The 16,591-nt window shown below is 73.2% G+C and carries 11 protein-coding genes; 7 read left to right on the forward strand and 4 right to left on the reverse strand.

Going from position 1 to position 16,591, the window contains the following annotated elements:
* The first annotated feature begins 183 nt into the window (after positions 1 to 183).
* Positions 184 to 1,749: an APC family permease gene (locus H305_RS0129325; RefSeq protein WP_028803604.1), complete on the forward strand. Its 1,566-nt coding sequence runs from the start codon at positions 184 to 186 to the stop codon at positions 1,747 to 1,749.
* 16 nt (positions 1,750 to 1,765) lie between these two features.
* Entirely contained in the window at positions 1,766 to 3,316 is a 1,551-nt protein-coding gene (locus tag H305_RS0129330; RefSeq protein WP_028803605.1) for a GMC family oxidoreductase, read from the forward strand.
* A gap of 90 nt (positions 3,317 to 3,406) precedes the next feature.
* Here the strand turns inward: H305_RS0129330 and H305_RS0129335 are convergent, their stop codons facing one another.
* The 4 genes from H305_RS0129335 to H305_RS0129350 all read right to left on the reverse strand — a co-directional run bounded on the left by H305_RS0129335 (position 3,407) and on the right by H305_RS0129350 (position 11,588).
* On the reverse strand, positions 3,407 to 8,119 hold the full coding sequence (locus H305_RS0129335; RefSeq protein WP_028803606.1) for a hypothetical protein: 4,713 nt from the start codon (positions 8,117 to 8,119) through the stop codon (positions 3,407 to 3,409).
* Between the two features lie 38 nt (positions 8,120 to 8,157).
* Complete coding sequence (locus H305_RS0129340) at positions 8,158 to 9,036, reverse strand: hypothetical protein (protein ID WP_028803607.1); 879 nt, start codon at positions 9,034 to 9,036, stop codon at positions 8,158 to 8,160.
* 227 nt (positions 9,037 to 9,263) lie between these two features.
* Positions 9,264 to 10,790, reverse strand: a complete 1,527-nt coding sequence (locus tag H305_RS0129345; protein ID WP_028803608.1) for a hypothetical protein — start codon at positions 10,788 to 10,790, stop codon at positions 9,264 to 9,266.
* Between the two features lie 93 nt (positions 10,791 to 10,883).
* Positions 10,884 to 11,588, reverse strand: coding sequence for a GntR family transcriptional regulator (locus tag H305_RS0129350; RefSeq protein ID WP_028803609.1), 705 nt, complete (start codon positions 11,586 to 11,588; stop codon positions 10,884 to 10,886).
* Between the two features lie 375 nt (positions 11,589 to 11,963).
* Between H305_RS0129350 and H305_RS0129355 the strand changes: the two genes are divergently transcribed.
* From H305_RS0129355 to H305_RS0129375, 5 genes are all read left to right on the forward strand, one after another.
* Complete coding sequence (locus H305_RS0129355) at positions 11,964 to 13,283, forward strand: MFS transporter (RefSeq protein ID WP_028803610.1); 1,320 nt, start codon at positions 11,964 to 11,966, stop codon at positions 13,281 to 13,283.
* Between the two features lie 14 nt (positions 13,284 to 13,297).
* Positions 13,298 to 14,140, forward strand: coding sequence for a putative hydro-lyase (locus H305_RS0129360; protein WP_028803611.1), 843 nt, complete (start codon positions 13,298 to 13,300; stop codon positions 14,138 to 14,140).
* 38 nt (positions 14,141 to 14,178) lie between these two features.
* The gene (locus H305_RS0129365; RefSeq protein ID WP_028803612.1) at positions 14,179 to 14,937 is read left to right on the forward strand and encodes a LamB/YcsF family protein; all 759 of its coding nucleotides are present in this window, start codon (positions 14,179 to 14,181) and stop codon (positions 14,935 to 14,937) included.
* A gap of 74 nt (positions 14,938 to 15,011) precedes the next feature.
* Positions 15,012 to 15,629 (forward strand): 5-oxoprolinase subunit B family protein, encoded by a 618-nt coding sequence (locus H305_RS0129370; protein WP_028803613.1) that lies wholly within the window; start codon positions 15,012 to 15,014, stop codon positions 15,627 to 15,629.
* A complete protein-coding gene (locus H305_RS0129375; RefSeq protein ID WP_028803614.1) occupies positions 15,626 to 16,495 on the forward strand; it encodes a biotin-dependent carboxyltransferase family protein in 870 nt (289 codons plus the stop codon). Before H305_RS0129370 ends, H305_RS0129375 begins: the two co-directional genes overlap by 4 nt.
* Positions 16,496 to 16,591: the final 96 nt, after the last annotated feature.

Raw genomic sequence — 16,591 nt, forward strand, 5'->3', positions numbered from 1 at the left:
ACACAGCAGCACACGGCGCACCACACCGTCCACCATCCGGCACCGCGCACCATCCGGCACCGCGCACCATCCGGCACCGCGCACCATCCCGCACCACCGCACCGCGCGCAGTCCCCGCACCGGTCCCGCCACCCGCGGGAGCCGCTCGTTCATCCCTCCCCCAGGCCCACCTGGAGTCCGCTCATGACGACAACCGAGCAACCGACAGACCCACAGGGGCACGACGACGCCGAACTCGCCGAGTTCGGCTACAAGCCCGAACTCAAACGCACCCTGGGCAACTTCCACACGTTCGCCGCCGGTATCAGCTACATCTCCATCCTCACCGGCACCTTCCAGCTCTTCTACTTCGGCTACGGCAGCGGCGGCGCCGCCTACTGGTGGTCCTGGCCGATGGTCTTCGTCGGCCAGTTCATGGTCGCGCTCTGCTTCGCCGAACTGGCGGCCCGCTATCCCGTCGCGGGCTCGGTCTACAACTGGTCCAAGAAGATAGGCAATCCGCACCTCGGCTGGCTCGCCGGCTGGATGATGCTGATCGCCTCCATCGTGTCGATCTCGGCCGTGGCGCTCGCCTATCAGCTCACGCTGCCCCAGATCTCCGACGTCTTCCAGTTCGTCGGGGACGGCACCGGCGCATACGACGTCGCCACCAACGCGGTGGTCCTGGCCACCGTGCTCATCCTGTTCACGACCCTGGTGAACGCCTTCGGCGTGAGGCTGATGGCCACCATCAACAGCGCCGGCGTCTTCATCGAGCTGATCGCCACCGTCGTCCTCATCGTGCTGTTCGCCGTCCACATCACGCGAGGACCGCAGGTCGTCACGGACACCGCCGACACCGGGGCCGGTCATTCCACGGGCTACCTGGGTGCGTTCCTCGTGGCCTCGCTGGCGTCCGCGTACGTGATGTACGGCTTCGACACGGCCGCCTCGCTCGGCGAGGAGTCCCTGGACCCGTCCCGCAACGCCCCGCGCGCCATCATCCGCGCCATCGTCGCCTCATTCGTCCTCGGCGGACTCGTGCTGCTGCTGGCGCTGATGAGCGTCTCCAGCCTCAAGGGCGACAAGCTGTCCACGGACGGCCTCCAGTACATCGTGCTCGACGTACTCGGTCCGACGGCGGGCAAGGCGATGCTGTGGTGCGTGCTGATCGCGGTCACCGTCTGCGCGCTCGCCGTGCACACCGCGGCCATCCGGCTGGCCTTCGCGATGGCCCGGGACAACAATCTGCCCGCGTCCGCCCTGATGGCGCGGGTCAGTCCGCGGTTCAAGACCCCGGTGCTGCCCGCGGTGATCATCGGTGTCCTGGCGGTGGCGATCCTCGTCGTCAACATCCGCCAGCCGCAGATCTTCACCGTCGTCACCAGCATCGGCATCATCATGATCTACCTCGCCTATCTCGGCGTCACCGCACCGATGCTGGTCGCCAGGCTGCGCGGCACCTGGCAGCCGGCGGGCGAGGGCCGGTTCAGCCTGGGCCGCTGGGGCCTGCTCGTCAACATCGTCGCCGTGGTGTGGGGCGCGGCCATGACGCTCAACCTGATCTGGCCCCGCGCCTCCGTGTACAACGCCGCCGCGCCCTTCCACTGGTATCTGCGCTGGGGCGCGGTGCTGTTCGTCGCCGTCATCGCAGGCGGCGGCTTCGCCTACTACTGGTTCGTCCAGCGGCACCGGACCGGTGTGCTCGCCGAGCACCGGTTGGAGTCCACGGCCGCCACGTCCCCCCTCGCCGCCCCCACGGCCGACTGAAGGAGGTCACCCGCTCATGAGCATCGACGAGTTCGACTATGTGGTGGTCGGCGGCGGCACCGCCGGGAACGTGATCGCCGCCCGGCTCTCCGAGGACCCGTCCGTCACCGTGTGCGTCCTGGAGGCCGGTCCCAGCGACGTCGGCGACGACAGCGTCCTCAGACTGGAGCGCTGGATGGGCCTGTTGGAGTCCGGCTACGACTGGGACTATCCCGTCGAGCCGCAGGCGAGCGGCAACAGCTTCATGCGGCACGCCCGCGCGAAGGTGCTCGGCGGCTGTTCCTCCCACAACTCGTGCATCGCCTTCTGGGCCCCCGCGGAGGATCTCGACGACTGGGCCGCCGCCGGCTGTACGGGCTGGAGCGCCGCCGAACTCTTCCCGCTCTACCGGCGGCTGGAGTCGAACGACGCGCCCGGTGACCACCACGGCCGAGGCGGCCCGGTCAAGCTGCGCACGCTGAAGGGCGAAGACCCCTGTGGTGCGGCTCTGTTGGAGGCCTGCGCGCAGGCAGGCATCCCGACGACCGCCTTCAACACCGGTACGACCGTGGTCCGCGGCGCCAACTGGTTCCAGATCAACTCCGACGAGAACAACGTCAGGCAGTCCTCGTCGGTCGCCTACCTCCACCCGGTGATGGGCAAGCGCCCGAACCTGGAGGTGCGCACCGGGGTGCGGGCCAAGAAGCTCGTGCTCGACGGCCGCCGCTGCGTGGGCGCGGAGTACCTCGACCCGGACCTGATCCACACGCGGACGGTGCGCGCGCGCCGCGAGGTGATCGTGTCCTGCGGGTCCATCGACACCCCCAAGCTGCTGATGCTGTCCGGCATCGGGCCGGCCGGTCATCTGCGCGAGGTGGGCGTGGAGGTGGTCGTGGACGCGGGCGGCGTGGGCCAGAACCTCCAGGACCACCCCGAGGGCGTCATCATGTGGGAGGCCCGGCGGCCGATGACCACCACGTCCAGCCAGTGGTGGGAGGCGGGCATCTTCTACGACACCGAACCGGGCCTGGACCGGCCCGACTTGATGTTCCACTACGGCTCGGTGCCGTTCGACATGAACACGGCCCGGCACGGCTTCCCCACGTCGGAGAACGCCTTCTGTCTGACGCCGAACGTCACACGCGCGAAGTCGCGGGGCACCGTGCGGCTGCGCACCCGTGACTACCGGGACAAGCCGATGGTCGATCCGCGCTACTTCACGCACGAGCACGACGTGCGGGTGATGACGTACGGCCTGAGGCTGGCGCGCCGGATCGCCGGGCAGCCCGCGTTGAGCGGCTGGACGGGCGCGGAGCTGGCGCCCGGTCCCGACGTGCGTACGGACGGCGAACTGCTCGACTACATCCACAAGACCCACAACACCGTCTACCACCCGTCCTGCACGGTGAAGATGGGTGCGGACGACGACGCCTCGGCGCCGCTCGACGCGCGGCTGCGGGTCAAGGGGATCGCGGCTCTGCGGGTGGCGGACGGCTCGGTGATGCCGGACCTCATCTCCGTCAATCCGTGCATCACCACGATGATGATCGGCGAGAAGTGCGCCGATCTGCTGAAGGAAGACGCCTGACGGCACCTCCGCAAGGGGGCGTCCGCGGGACGCCCCGTCGGAGGCGTCGGGGAGCCGCGCGCCATGCCGGCCGGCGGCTCCCCGCACCACTCAGGGCTGCGGAGTGCTCGGCGCGGGACGTTTGTACATCCGCGTCGCCGTGATCTCGCTGTGCACGGCCTCCCCCGCCTGCGGCTGCTGCGGCAGTCCCGGCCGCAGGTGCTCCTCCACGCTGATGTACTTCAGGCCGGCACGCAGGTCGGCGTCGTTGCGGAGCCGGATCACCAGCGGGAACTCGGCGAGCGCCGTCGTGTCGAACAGGCCCGTGGTGTACAGGAGCTGGACGCCGAGCGCGTCCGAGACGGCCCGCTGGAGCTCCAGCAGGTACGTCGCGTTGGCGCGGCCGATGGGGTTGTCGAGGAAGAGCGTGCCGGCGTGACGGTGCTTGTCGCGGCCCCGGTCGTTGCTGCGCAGCGCGGCCATCGTGCAGTACAGGGCGATGGCCGCGGTGAGCAGCTGTCCGCCGGAGAAGACGTCGCCCATCTGCCCGACCGGGACACGCTCGGCGCGCAGCACGGCGTCCGGCTTGAGGATCTCGACGGCGATGCCCTTCGGCTGGAGTGCCGCGCTGACTCCGCGCAGCAGCAGGGACATACCGTCGCGGCGCATGTCCGAGTTCTTCCTGACCGCCGCGCGGGTCGCCTCGTCGACGACCTCGCCGAGCCGCTCCGTGAGGGTGGCCTGGTCGGGCTCCTCGAACCGGATCCGCAGGAACTCCTGTCCCGACCACTCGCCGAGCCCTTCAGGGAGGCGGGACAGCCGCTGCGCGGACCGCAGGGTGGCGAGCGACGACTCCACGAGCCCGCGAAGCCGGTCCACGATCGAGTCACGGTTGCGCTCCAGTTGCGCCAGCTCGTCGGTCAGCACCCGCAGCCGGGGCGCGAACGCGTCCGCCCACTTCTGCGCGTGATCCGGCAGCGCGGCGGCGGGAAGCTCGCGGATCTGCTGCCGTGCGGGGGTGCGCACCTGCTCGTACCGCGTGGAGTTGGCATGCCGTACCAGGACGTCACCGGCCTCGCGGACGGCCGACTCGGCGGCGGACAGGTCGGCGGCGCAGCCACGCAGCGAGCGGCGGGTCTCCGCGGCGACGTGGCGTGCCTCTTCGAGCGTGCCGGGGTAGGGCTCGGGCTCCTCCTGCTCCTCGTCGGCGTGCTCGCGCAGGAGGTCCCTGAGCAGGGCGGACGTCTCGTCGAAGCCGCCGGCCGCGTCCTCGGCGGCTCGGTGGGCGGCGAGCAGTTCGGCATGGGCCTCGCGGGCCTGGTCCAACGCCTCGACACGGGAGGTCAGTTCGCCCGTGGCGGTGCGCAGCAGGCTCTGCGCGTGCTCGGCGTCGCGGGGCAGCAGTTCCTCGGGCAGCCGGGTGTGGGCCTCCCCGTCCTCGGGTGCGTGCCGCTCGGCCTCGCCGCGCAGTCGTCCGAGCTGCTCGCTCGCGGTCGACATCCGGGTCTCCAGGAGCTGCACGAGCTCCTCGGCACGGGCGGCGGCGGCCTGCCGGGAGGGCCCGTCGGAGCCGTCGGGCGATTCCAGGAGCTGGGCCGCGCGCGTGCGTACCTTGTTGCTCAGCCGGTCCAGTTCCGCGAGCGCGGCGCTCTCGTCGCTCTCGGCCCGGGCCTGTTCGGCGCGGAGGTCGGCGCCGACGCCGACCTTCTCGTACAGCTGGGACGCTGCGCGGTAGGCCTCGCGCAGGGCGGGCAGCGGGGACTGCGACGCTGCCGCCCCGTCCTCCGGTACGTCATCGGGGGCGCCCGCGATCTCCGCGCGCTCGGCACGCAGCGCGCGGGCCGTGCGCCGGGCGTCGTCGGCCGCGCGCTGGGCGGCACGGCGGTCCTCGTCGGCGGCGCGGGCGCGCTCCAGGCAGACCTGGGCGCGCGCTTCCGACTCCGCGGCCTCGTCGGCGAGTTCACGGACCTTGACCTGCCAGCCGGCGCGCTCACGCAGCCGGAACGCGAGCCCGGCGAGCGCGTCGGCGGCACGCCGGGCACGCTGCGCGGCCTCCTGGCGTTCGTCGCGCACGTGGGACGCTTCGGCCGCGGCCTCGTCGGCCTCCGCCCGGACGGTGCGGGCCTCGGCCAGCTCCGCCTCGGCCTCGTCGGCGAACGCGCGTGCTTCTCCCGCGGCCGTGACGAGCTCCGTGAGCCGCCCGGCCGGGCATCCGGTGCGCCACGAGGCGAGGCGTGCCGCCAGCTCGCGGTCCTTGGCGAGCCGCCCGGCCAGGACGCGGATCTCCTCGTCCCGCTGGGTGGCGCGGCTGCGCAGCGTCTGCCGCTCCTCGTCGGCGGCGTGCTCGTCGTGCATGGCCGGGTTCGGCGGTACGAGGAAGACTCCGCCGTCTCCCGCGTCGGGGGCCGGGGTGGGGGCGAGCAGCGCGGCGGCGGTGCCGACGGCCACGGCCGAACGGGGCAGCAGCGCGGCGTCGCCGAGCACCTCGCGGGCCCGCGCGTGCGTGTCCGGGTCGGTGATGATCACGCCGTCGACCAGCTCAGGGCGGGCGGCGAGCACGCGCGCGTGGTCGGCGGGGTCGACGGCCTGGGCGAGATAGCGCCAGCCGGGCAGGGCAGGAATGCCGTGTTCGCCGAGGTACTCCACGGTGGCCAGCACGTCGGGGCCCGGCGGCAGCAGGCCGCCGTCGCCGAGGGCGCCGAGAATGCGCGCGTCGTCCGCGGCGGCGGTCCGCAGCTCGAACAGCTGGCGCTCGGCGGCGGCGACCCCGTCGTCGAGGAGCTCGCGGAGCTCGTCGGCGTAGTGGTCCAACTCGTTTGGGGCCAAGGGGCTTTCGGCCGTGTCCCAAGTGTCGTCCGCGGCTCTCCGCCTCGCCCCGGCACCGTCTTCCTTGCCGTGGGCGCCACCGCCGCGGGCGTCCTCGGCCGGGCTGTCGCCGGTGCGGGGTACGGGCACGGTGCCGCGGACCGGGCGGGCGGCGCCCGGCAGACCGAGCAGTTCGGCCAGCCGCTCCTCCTGGGCCAGCGTCTCCGCCGTACGGCGCTCCGCCTCGTAGGACCGCTCGGCCGCCGTGGCGGCGTCCGCCGCGCGTGCGGCCGTCAGTTCCGCGCGGGACTCGGCGGAGGCGGCCTCGCGGGCGTGCTCGAAGGCACGGCGCGCGGCCTCGCGTGCGGTGTCCCAGGAGGCGACGGCCGTCTTCTCGGCGTCGCTGGCGGCGAGCGCGGCGCGGGCCGGGTCGGCGTCCGGGGCGCTGTCGTCGAGCCAGCCGGCGCGCACCGCCTCGGCGGTCTCCTGCTCGACCTCGGCGAGGCGCTGACGCAGATGCCCGACCTCGCTGCGGGCGCGCTGCGCCGCGGTCGCAGCGGCGGTCGAGTCCGCGTAGGCCGTCTCGCCGACCTCCTGGAGACCGGCCGAGCGCTCCTCCTCCTCGTTGGCGAGGGTCTCGGCGCTCTCGGCGGCGCGGTGCAGGGCGCGGACCAGGTCGACGGCGGCCTCGGCGCGCGCGGCGAGCGCGGGTGCTGCGTCGCGTTCGGCCTCCCGGATCGCGGCGGCCACGCGCGCGGAGCGGTCGGCGGCCGCGCGGTGCCGCAGCACGGCCTCGGCGGCCTGCCACGCGGAGTGCAGGGTGCGCGCGTCGGCGAGCTCGCGCTTCTGTGCCGTCGCGGACTTCTCGGCCCCGGCCAGGGCCAACGAGGCGTGCCGGTAGGCGAGTTCGGCGGCGATGAGGGAGCTGCGCTCGCGGGCACCCTCGGCGTGGGTGACGGCGTACGCGGCGGCGGTCACGCGCTGGGCGAGCTCACCGGCCCGCACGCGCTCCTGCACGGCACGCGCGGACAGCCGGCGTGCCAGTGTCCGGGTGCGCCGCTCCGCGCCCGCATGGATGTCACGCGCGCGTGCGCGCGCCGCGCTGGCCTCGACGATCCGCCCGAGGAGCTCGACGGAGCCGGCCGTGAAGTCGCGCTCGGCGATCAGTTCGGCGCGGCGCCCCAGTTTGTTGCCGAAGCCGCCGACCAGGTCGGCGAGTCCGTCGGTGTCCCGGGTGTCGGTGACCGCACGCAGCAGCAGGTCGGTGAAGTCGGAGTCCTTCTTGACCGCGAAGAGGCCGGCGGCCTCACCCTCGTCGGCGTTCATCTCCCGCTGGTAGCGGAAGAGTTCGGGGTCCAGGCCCAGGTCGCCGAGGTGTTCGTTCCACCGGTCGTGGATTTCCTCCCAGTGCACTTCGAGGTGCGGGTACGCCTTGCCGGCCTCGGTGATCGCGTCCCGGAAACCCTTCATGGTGCGGCGTCGTCCCTGCGCCCCGGACGCGCCCTCCACCGGCGGGCGCACGGCGGTGGACTCCGCGACGGGCAGATTGTCCAGGCTCAGTCCGGGGCCGGGCCGGAAGGAGTACCAGGCCTCGGCGAACTTCCGCGGGTCGTTGGAGATCTGCCGCCCGCGCCATTCGCTGGCCTTGCCGACCACGACGCACTCGCCGGTCAGCGTGTGCTGCCACTCCAGCGCGACGTGCCCGCAGTCGTCGGCGAGCAGGAACTTGCGCAGGACGCCGGAGCTGGCGCCGCCGAGGGTGTTGCGGTGGCCGGGGAGCATCACGGAGAAGATCAGCTTGAGCAGCACCGACTTGCCGCCGCCGTTCTCCAGGAAGAGCACGCCCGCCGGAGCGGGCCGGCGCGGCGGCCCGACGGGCTCCTCCTCGAAGAACTCCGCCTGGATGGGCGCGGGGTCGGGCACGGGCTCGCCGACACCCCGCAGGTCCAGCACGGTGTCGGCGTAGCGCGCACCGGCAGGCCCGATGGAGTAGAGGCGGACCCGGGACAGCTCGTACATGGCGGCGGACTCTCGTAGTCGTGAGGGGGGTGAGTCGGTCAGGAGTGGAAGGGCAGTCCGGCGTCGGCGGCCAGCTCGAGGTCGTCGGTGTCCTCGGCGGGCATCAGGGTCGCGGTGCCGTCGGTCACCGGGACGACGCCCAGTTCCAGGAGCTCGGCCATGGCCGCGCTGCCCGCCATGTCGCGGACCTGGAGCTGATAGCGGGCCGTCGTGCGGTAGGTGCCTCCTGCGTCGTCCCCGGTGCGCTGGAGGAATCCCGAGTCGGTGAGGAATGCGGCCGCCTTGCCGATGATGCCGGTGGTCGAGCCGGCCAGTCGTCTCGCGTCCTTGGTGGCGCCGGTGGAGCTGCGGCGCGCCCAGATCCGCCATGCCGCCTCCAGACCCGGGGCGTCCGTCGCCGGGTCGGTGTTCTCGCCCTGGTCGCCCGCCCGCTCCTCCAGGCGCCGGCAGGCCTGCCGGACGAACGCGTCGACGCCGTTGACCGAGACGCGTCCGATGTAGCCGTCGTCCGCGAGGTCCTCGGGGCGGGGGAAGGCGAGGGCGGCGAGCGCGAGGTGGGCGAGCCCGTGCAGGAAGCGGTCGCCGGAGTCGGCCGACGCGCGGCGGGCGTAGTCGCCCATCCGGACGGCGAACACGGAGTCTTCGGCGGCGGTCACCGCCATCCCCGCCCGCGGGGACACCTCCAGCACGACCAGCCCGAGCCCGGCGGCCACGGCGTCGGCGAGCCGTGCGAACGGCGGGTCCTCGCGGTAGCGGCGCAGCAGCTCGGTGTACTCCTGGTCGCGGGCGGGCTGGAGCTTGGGCTGGAGCCCGAAGGCGACGAGCCGCGCCGCGTCGGCGGCGTCGGCCGGGGTGACGGGGGCGTGCGCCGGAGCGGCGGTGGCCTCCGGTTCACTCCACTCGACGTGCTCGGTCACGGTCGGGGCTCCTTGGTCGGCTGGTGCTTCATCACTTACGTCAATGTCAGGGGGCTGTCGCCCGGCGGCTCGTGCGGCGTGCGCCGGGCCGGGTGTCCGGTCCGGGCCGGGCCGCTCGCGCGGCTCCCCGCCGTCGCCACGCGGGCTCCGTCGCGGGCCCGGCGCCGCGTCCGGCCTGGGTCAGGCGGGCGTCGGTCCGGTCCCGCGTCCGGCTGCGGTCCGGCATCTCATGCGGCTTCCGTGCGGCCCGCCGCCATCCCCGCCGCGTCCAGCAGGGCGGTGCCGACGATGAGGTCGGCGCCGCCGAACTCCGGGTCGTCCAGCTCCGTGCCGTCGTCCACCGCGAAGAGCAGCTTCTCCTCGCCCTGCCGGTAGGCGGTGCCGACCGGCGGGCTGGCCGCGTGGACGGCCAGCAGCGCGACCAGATAGGGCAGTTCGGGGTCGCGGCGGCGGGCTTCGGCAAGGAGTCCGGACAGGCGGCGCGGCGCGTCCGCGGGCAGGTCGAGCAGTTCCCTCGCGGAGGCGAGCTGCTCCTCACTGAACCGGCTGTCGTCCGGCGTGGCGATCAGATCGGGCTCGGGCATCTCGGCGCCGAGGTGCTCCCGCTCCAGGGGCGGGGTCAGGAGCAGGTCGACGAGATCCCCGACGCGTACGGCGACGGGGGTGCGCAACCCCGTCCCGCGGGCGAAGAAGGCGTCGGTGACGCGCAGTGCCCGCTCCACCGGCAGGGGCAGTACAGGGGCGACGAGATGTCCGTACAGGTCGATGCCGGACGTCGTCATGGGGGTCGCGAAGGCCTGCCGGTCCTGCTCCGCGCGGAACAGGGGGCCCGCCTCCAGCAGCCGGGACTGGAGCTGGGTGTGCCTGCGGATGCAGTCCTTGACGATGTCGACGAGCTCGGCGGCCCGCCGCTTGTGCTCCGGATCCTCGGACTCGTCCCGGGCCTTGCGGATGTTGGTGAGGATCGCGTTCTCGTGGCGGTACCGGTCGGCCACGTGGTCCAGCGCCTCGGCGATCATGTCCGGGACGGCCTGGAGCCAGTCGACGGCCCGCACATTGCGGCGGGTCGCGTCCAGCGCCCGGCGGAGCGTCTCGGAGTACTGCACGGTGCGGTAGCGGGCCTGCTCGGCGGCGAGCTGGGCGTCCGCGAGCCGGCCCCTGCTGATCAGCACCTCCAGCTTGACCTCGGCGGCGATCTGCGCGCTGGTGACGTCGGTGTCGAGGGCGCCGACGAGGACGTTGACCGCTTCGTCGGTCGTACGGAGGTAGACGCTGCCGCCGTACCCGGGCACCTCCTCGATCAGCTTGAAGTCGTAGTCGCGGCGGACGTAGGAGCCGTCGGTCGCGAAGGTGCCGTACACCGCGCGAAAGCCGCGGTCGACGCTGCCGACGTTGATCAGGTTCTCCAGGACCCAGCGGGCCACGCGCTCGTGCTCGGCGACGGGCCGCCGCGGGGCCTGCGCGGCGATGCGCGGGATGAGCCTGGCCACTATCTGGTCGTGGTCGGCGCCTGTGTCGAAGTCCATGTTGAGTGTGACGAGGTCGATGGCGGCGAGGGCGATCTCCGCCATTCCGTAGACCGTGTACTCACCGGCGAGGTTCGCCTTGCGTGCGTCGAGGTCGTGCAGCGGCGCGGTGCAGGCGAGCGCGCGCAGGCGCCGCGCCAGGCCCTCGTCGGCGGCCGGGCCCGGTGCCGGGCGCGGCCCCGCGCTGAGCTGGGGCGGAACGCTGTCCGTCGATGCACGCGAAGTCACGGTGCACAGACTAGGTCCTCGGTCTGACAACGGTCGAAACGACGCAGATGCGACCGGCGGTCACGACAGGCACAGAGATGGCCCCCGGCCCGGTCAGGCGGTGCCCTGCGCCGCGTCGGCCACCCGCCGTCCGTACACCTCGACGAGGCCACTGAGCGAGTCGTCGAGGTAGACCGAGAGCAGTTGCTCTGCGCCGTCCCGGTCGCCGTCCTGGAGGGTGCCGAGGATGTCACGGTTGCGGACGAGGTAGGGCTCGTGGAGCCGCCGGGGGTCGTCCACCACGTGGAAGGCGAGGCGGAGTTCGGCGAAGACGCTGCGCATCAGCTCGTCGGTGCGGTCGCTCCCGGCGAGCGCCACCAGTTCCCGGTGGAAGTGGATGTTGGCGGTGGAGACGCCCTTCCAGTCGCCTTCGCGCGCCGCCCGCTGTCCGTCGGCGACGGCGTGGGCGAGGCCGTCCACGGCGTACGGCGGCTCACCGAGGCCTCGGACCACGGCGCACTCGACGAGGGAGCGGGTGCGGTAGATGTCCTCGACGTCGTCGACGGTCAGCACCCGTACGAAGACGCCGCGGTTGAGCTCGTGGACCAGCAGCCGTTCGTGCGTGAGCAGCCGGAAGGCCTCCCGCAGGGTGTTGCGGGAGACGCCGAGCGCCCCGCCGATGCTGTCCTCGGACAATCGCGTGCCGGGCGGGAAGAACCCGTCGGCGATACGGCTCCTGAGGATGTCCGAGACCCGCTCGGCGGTGCTGGTGCGGCCCAGCAGGGCGCGATCGTCGGCCAGTCCCGTCAGCTCTGCCATGCCCGGAATTCAATCGCAGATACAAGAACGAAACAACATGGGTATTGAGGGATCGTTCAACGATCCTCTACCTTGGCGGTCAGGCGTCATCCGCTCGGCTTCACCGCACCGCTCGAACAACTGCGGGCAAATCGCCCATAAAACCGCATAGATGTTGCTCGCGGCTGCGGACGCACGTGCAGCGCAGCCCCGAACCGCACACGCACGCATCTGCTCGCACGAACGCACACGCCAAGCCGCAGGACTCGCACCCGCACCGCCAGCACGACCGCGCACGGCAGGCCGCCGACCCGCACTCGCACCGCTCCGGCGTCCGCCGCCGCGCGCCGCACCGCTCAGCCCAAGCACCCTCCGTCCCCTCACTGTGAGGTGCCCATGAGCACAACCCCTCCGTCCCAGGCCCTGACCCCCGACGCCCGGCCGGGTGCACCCGAACCCGCCGGTCGGGACGGCGCGTTCGACTGGCTGCGGGCCCTCGGCCCGCGGGGCCGCCGCGCCTTCGGCGGCGCCTTCGGGGGCTACGCCCTCGACTCGTACGACTACTTCACGCTGCCGCTCGGCATGGTCGCGCTCGCCGCGTACTTCGGCCTGGACAGCGGCCAGACCGGCCTGTTCACCACGGTCACGCTGGTCGTCTCGGCGATCGGCGGCGCGGTCGCCGGCGTCGTCGCGGACCGCATCGGGCGCGTGAAGGCACTGCTGCTCACCGTGGCCACCTACGCGGTGTTCACCGTGGCCTGCGGCTTCGCGCCCAACTACGAGACACTGCTGGTGTTCCGGGCCCTTCAGGGCCTCGGCTTCGGCGGCGAGTGGGCGGTCGGCGCCATCCTGGTCGCCGAGTACGCGAGCCCGCGCCACCGTGGCCGTACGCTCGGCGCGGTCCAGAGCTCCTGGGCCGTCGGCTGGGGGCTCGCGGTCGTCGTCTACACACTGGTCTTCCAGTACGTCGACGACGACCTCGCCTGGCGCGTGATGTTCTGGACCGGCGCGCTGCCCGCACTGCTCGTCGTCTGGGTCCGCCGCAAGGTGCAGGACGCCCCCGAGGCGGCCGCCCAGCGCGAGAAGAGCGCCAGGAAGGGCTCGTTCGCCGCCATCTTCAAGCCCGCCGGCGCCGACGGTCCCGGCCTGCTGCGCACCACGTGCTTCGCGGTCCTGCTCTCCACCGGTGTCCAGGGCGGCTACTACACGCTGGCCACCTGGGTGCCCACCTACCTGAAGACGGAACGCGGTCTGTCCGTCGTCGGCACCGGCAGCTACCTCACGTTCCTGATCTCCGGGGCCTTCATCGGCTACCTCACCGGCGGCTACCTCACCGACAAGCTCGGCCGCAAGCGCAACATCCTGCTCTTCGCGATCCTGTCGGCGGCCTGCATCCTCGCGTACGCGAACATCCCCGGCGGCGCCAACGACCTGCTGCTCGTGCTCGGTTTCCCGCTGGGCTTCTGCATGTCGGCCATCTTCAGCGGCTTCGGCTCGTTCCTGAGCGAGCTGTACCCGACGGCTGTGCGCGGCACGGGGCAGGGCTTCACGTACAACACCGGGCGTGCCGTGGGCGCGGTCTTCCCCACCACCGTCGGCTTCCTGGCCGACAGCTGGGGCGTGGGCGGCGCGCTGGTCTTCGGCGCGATCGGCTACGCCCTCGCCGCGGTGGCCCTCCTCGGGCTCCCCGAGACCCGCGGGAAGGAACTCCGGTGAAGGACACCCTCCACGTGCGCCCGTCGAGTCTCCCCGGCCCGCAACTCCGCGCGACGGGGGCGCCCGGCCGCGACGTCCACGCGCACGCGTGGACGCCCGGACAGGCGCGGGCCCGCTTCCGTTCGGGCCTGTCCGGCCCCACCGCGGGGGTCGCCGCGGGCCACACGCAGGCGAACCTCATCTCGGTCCCCGCCGACTGGGCGTACGAGATGCTGCTGTTCTGCCAGCGCAACCCCAAACCCTGCCCGGTGCTGGACGTCACCGACGCCGGCGCCTGGACCACTCCGCTCGCCGAGGGTGCCGACCTGCGCACCGATCTCCCGCGCTACCGGATCTGGGAGCACGGCGAGTTGGTCGACGAGCCGACGGACGTGCTGGACCGCTGGCGTGACGACCTGGTGTCCTTTCTCATCGGGTGCAGCTTCACCTTCGAGTGGGCGCTGAGCGAGGCGGGGGTACCGATGCGCCACATCGAACAGGGGCGCAACGTCTCGATGTACGTGACGGCGCGTCAGTGCCGGCCCGCGGGGCGGCTGCACGGCCCGATGGTGGTGTCGATGCGCCCGGTCCCTCCCGAGCACCTGGCCGCGGCGATCAGGGAGAGCAGTCTGCTGCCCGCCGTGCACGGCGGGCCGGTGCACTGCGGTGAGCCGTCGGGGCTGGGCGTCGCGGACCTCGCACGCCCCGACTTCGGCGATCCCGTGGACTTCGCGCCGGACGACATCCCGGTGTTCTGGGCGTGCGGTGTCACGCCCCAGGCGGCCGTGATGGCCTCCCGCCCCCCTTTCGCGATCACCCACGCACCCGGTCAGATGTTCCTCACGGACACCCGTGACGAGCAGTACCGCGTGGCGTGACGCGGCCCACGACGACCGAACAGGAGGGACCGCTCCCCATGACCCCGATCGATCTCAACGCCGACCTCGGCGAGGGCTTCGGCCGCTGGCGACTGACCGACGACGAACAACTGCTGTCCGTCGTCACCAGCGCCAACGTGGCCTGCGGCTTCCACGCCGGGGACGCGGCCACCATGCGGCGGGTGTGCGCGCTGGCGGCCGAGCGCGGCGTGCGGATCGGTGCCCAGGTCTCCTACCGGGACCTGGCGGGGTTCGGGCGGCGCGCGATGGACGTGCCGCCGGACGAGCTGGCCGCCGAAGTGGCTTACCAGATCGGCGCCTTGGAGGTCTTCGCGCGCGCGGCCGGGGCACGTGTCGCGTACGTGAAGCCGCACGGCGCGCTCTACAACCGTGTGGTGCACGACGAGGAGCAGGCGGCGGCGGTCGTCGAGGGCGTCCGGCTCGCGGACGCCGCCCTGCCCGTCCTCGGCCTGCCGTCGTCCCGCTTCCTGAAACTCGCCGAACAGGCCGGACTGCCCACCGCCACCGAGGCGTTCGCGGACCGCGCGTACACCGAGGAGGGCACGCTGGTGCCGCGGGGCCGGGACGGCGCGGTCATCACGGACGCCGAGGCCGTGGTCGAGCGCTCGGTGGGACTGGCCCGCCTCGGTGAGGTGAGCGCCCTGTCCGGGACCCGCATCCCGGTCCGGGCACGCTCCCTGTGCCTGCACGGGGACACCCCGGGCGCGGTCGGCCTGGCCCGCCGCGTGCGCGAAAGCCTGGAGTCCTCCGGCGTCCGCGTGGAGGCGTTCGCATGACGGCAGCGCCCCTCGGGGAAAGCTCCGCCCCGTCCGCCGGAAGCGGGATCGCGGCCCGGCCCCCGGAGGAGGGTGTGCGGGCGCTGCCCGTCGGGGAGAGCGCCCTGCTCGTCGAGGTCTCCTGCGGCGACGCCGCCCAGGCTCTGCACGCGGAGCTGCTGCGCCGGCGCGCCGAGGGGACCCTGTCCGTGCGGGAGATCGTGCCGGCGGCCCGTACCGTCCTCCTGGACGGTGTGGACGACCCCGTGGGACTGGCCGGACGGCTGCCCTCGTGGCACATCCCGCCGCTGCCCGCGCGCGCGGACGGCGCCGTCGCGATCCCCGTGCGCTACGACGGCCCCGACCTGACGGACGTCGCGGCTCTGTGGGGTGTCGAGGAGCGGGAGGTGCCCGCGATCCACGCGGCGGCCGAGTTCCGGGTCGCCTTCTGCGGGTTCGCCCCCGGCTTCGGCTATCTCACGGGGTTGCCGTCCCGGTACGACGTGCCTCGCCGGGCGACTCCGCGTACGGCGGTCCCGGCGGGTTCCGTGGCGCTCGCCGGCCCGTACACGGGCGTGTACCCGCGTTCCTCGCCGGGCGGCTGGCAGCTGATCGGCACGACGGACGCGGTGTTGTGGGACCACGCGCGCGTGCCCGCGGCGCTGCTGACACCGGGTGCCCGCGTCCGCTTCGTCCCGGCGGAGCTCTCATGACGGACCGTGCCCTGTCGGTCGTCCGCTCCGGAGCCCTCACCACGGTCCAGGACGAGGGCCGCCCCGGCCACGCGCACCTCGGCGTACCGCGCTCCGGCGCACTCGACCCGCCCGCGGCGGCACTGGCCAACCGGCTCGTCGGCAATCCGGCGGAGTCGGCCGTCCTGGAGACGACGCTCGACGGCTGCGCCCTGCGGCCGCGTTCGGCGGTCGTCGTGGCGGTGACGGGAGCGCCGTGCCCGGTGACCGTGGACGGCCGTCCCGCCGCCTGGAGCGCGCCCGTGCACCTGCCCGCCGGGGCACTCCTGGACGTCGGCTCCGCGCGCGCGGGGCTGCGCAGCTACGTGGCCGTCTCGGGAGGCGTGGCCGTGGAGCCGGTCCTCGGGAGCCGTTCCACCGACCTCCTCTCGGGCCTCGGCCCGGCGCCCCTCACCGACGGCACGGTGCTGCCCGTGGGCCGGCCCGGCGCGCTCCACGCGCGCGTGGACGTCGTCCCGCACGTCGCGCCGCCCTCCGAACTGGTACTGCGTGTGACGCCCGGTCCGCGCGACGACTGGTTCACGGCGTCGGCACTGCGTACCCTCACCACACGCCCGTACCGGGTGTCCTCCGCGAGCAACCGCATCGGCCTGCGGACCGACGGGCCCCCGCTGGAGAGGGCCGTCTCCGGCGAACTCCCCAGCGAGGGCCTGGTCCTGGGCGCCGTCCAGGTACCGCCGGACGGCAGACCGGTGGTGTTCCTCGCCGACCATCCGACCACCGGCGGGTACCCGGTGATCGCGGTCGTCCGCTCCACCGACCTCCCGGCAGCCGCTCAGGCGGTACCGGGCACGCCGGTCCGCTTCACGCCAGTACGCCGCCGCTGAGCACACGGCCGACGTGCGCAGGCACGCCGACACCGAGCACCCCTACGCCGATGCCGCGCGGTCGCACACCGACCAGCGTCCGTACGCCGACGCCGC

This window comes from Streptomyces sp. 142MFCol3.1, assembly GCF_000424945.1.
GTDB classification, from domain to species: Bacteria; Actinomycetota; Actinomycetes; order Streptomycetales; family Streptomycetaceae; genus Streptomyces; species Streptomyces siamensis.

Excerpts from the sequence above, each read along its gene's own strand:
- H305_RS0129325 (WP_028803604.1), top strand. The coding sequence starts at position 184 with ATGACGACAACCGAGCAACCGACAGACCCACAGGGGCACGACGACGCC.
- H305_RS0129350 (WP_028803609.1), bottom strand. The coding sequence starts at position 11,588 with ATGGCAGAGCTGACGGGACTGGCCGACGATCGCGCCCTGCTGGGCCGC.
- H305_RS0129375 (WP_028803614.1), top strand. The coding sequence starts at position 15,626 with ATGACGGACCGTGCCCTGTCGGTCGTCCGCTCCGGAGCCCTCACCACG.
- H305_RS0129355 (WP_028803610.1), top strand. The coding sequence starts at position 11,964 with ATGAGCACAACCCCTCCGTCCCAGGCCCTGACCCCCGACGCCCGGCCG.
- H305_RS0129330 (WP_028803605.1), top strand. The coding sequence starts at position 1,766 with ATGAGCATCGACGAGTTCGACTATGTGGTGGTCGGCGGCGGCACCGCC.
- H305_RS0129335 (WP_028803606.1), bottom strand. The coding sequence starts at position 8,119 with ATGTACGAGCTGTCCCGGGTCCGCCTCTACTCCATCGGGCCTGCCGGT.
- H305_RS0129365 (WP_028803612.1), top strand. The coding sequence starts at position 14,179 with ATGACCCCGATCGATCTCAACGCCGACCTCGGCGAGGGCTTCGGCCGC.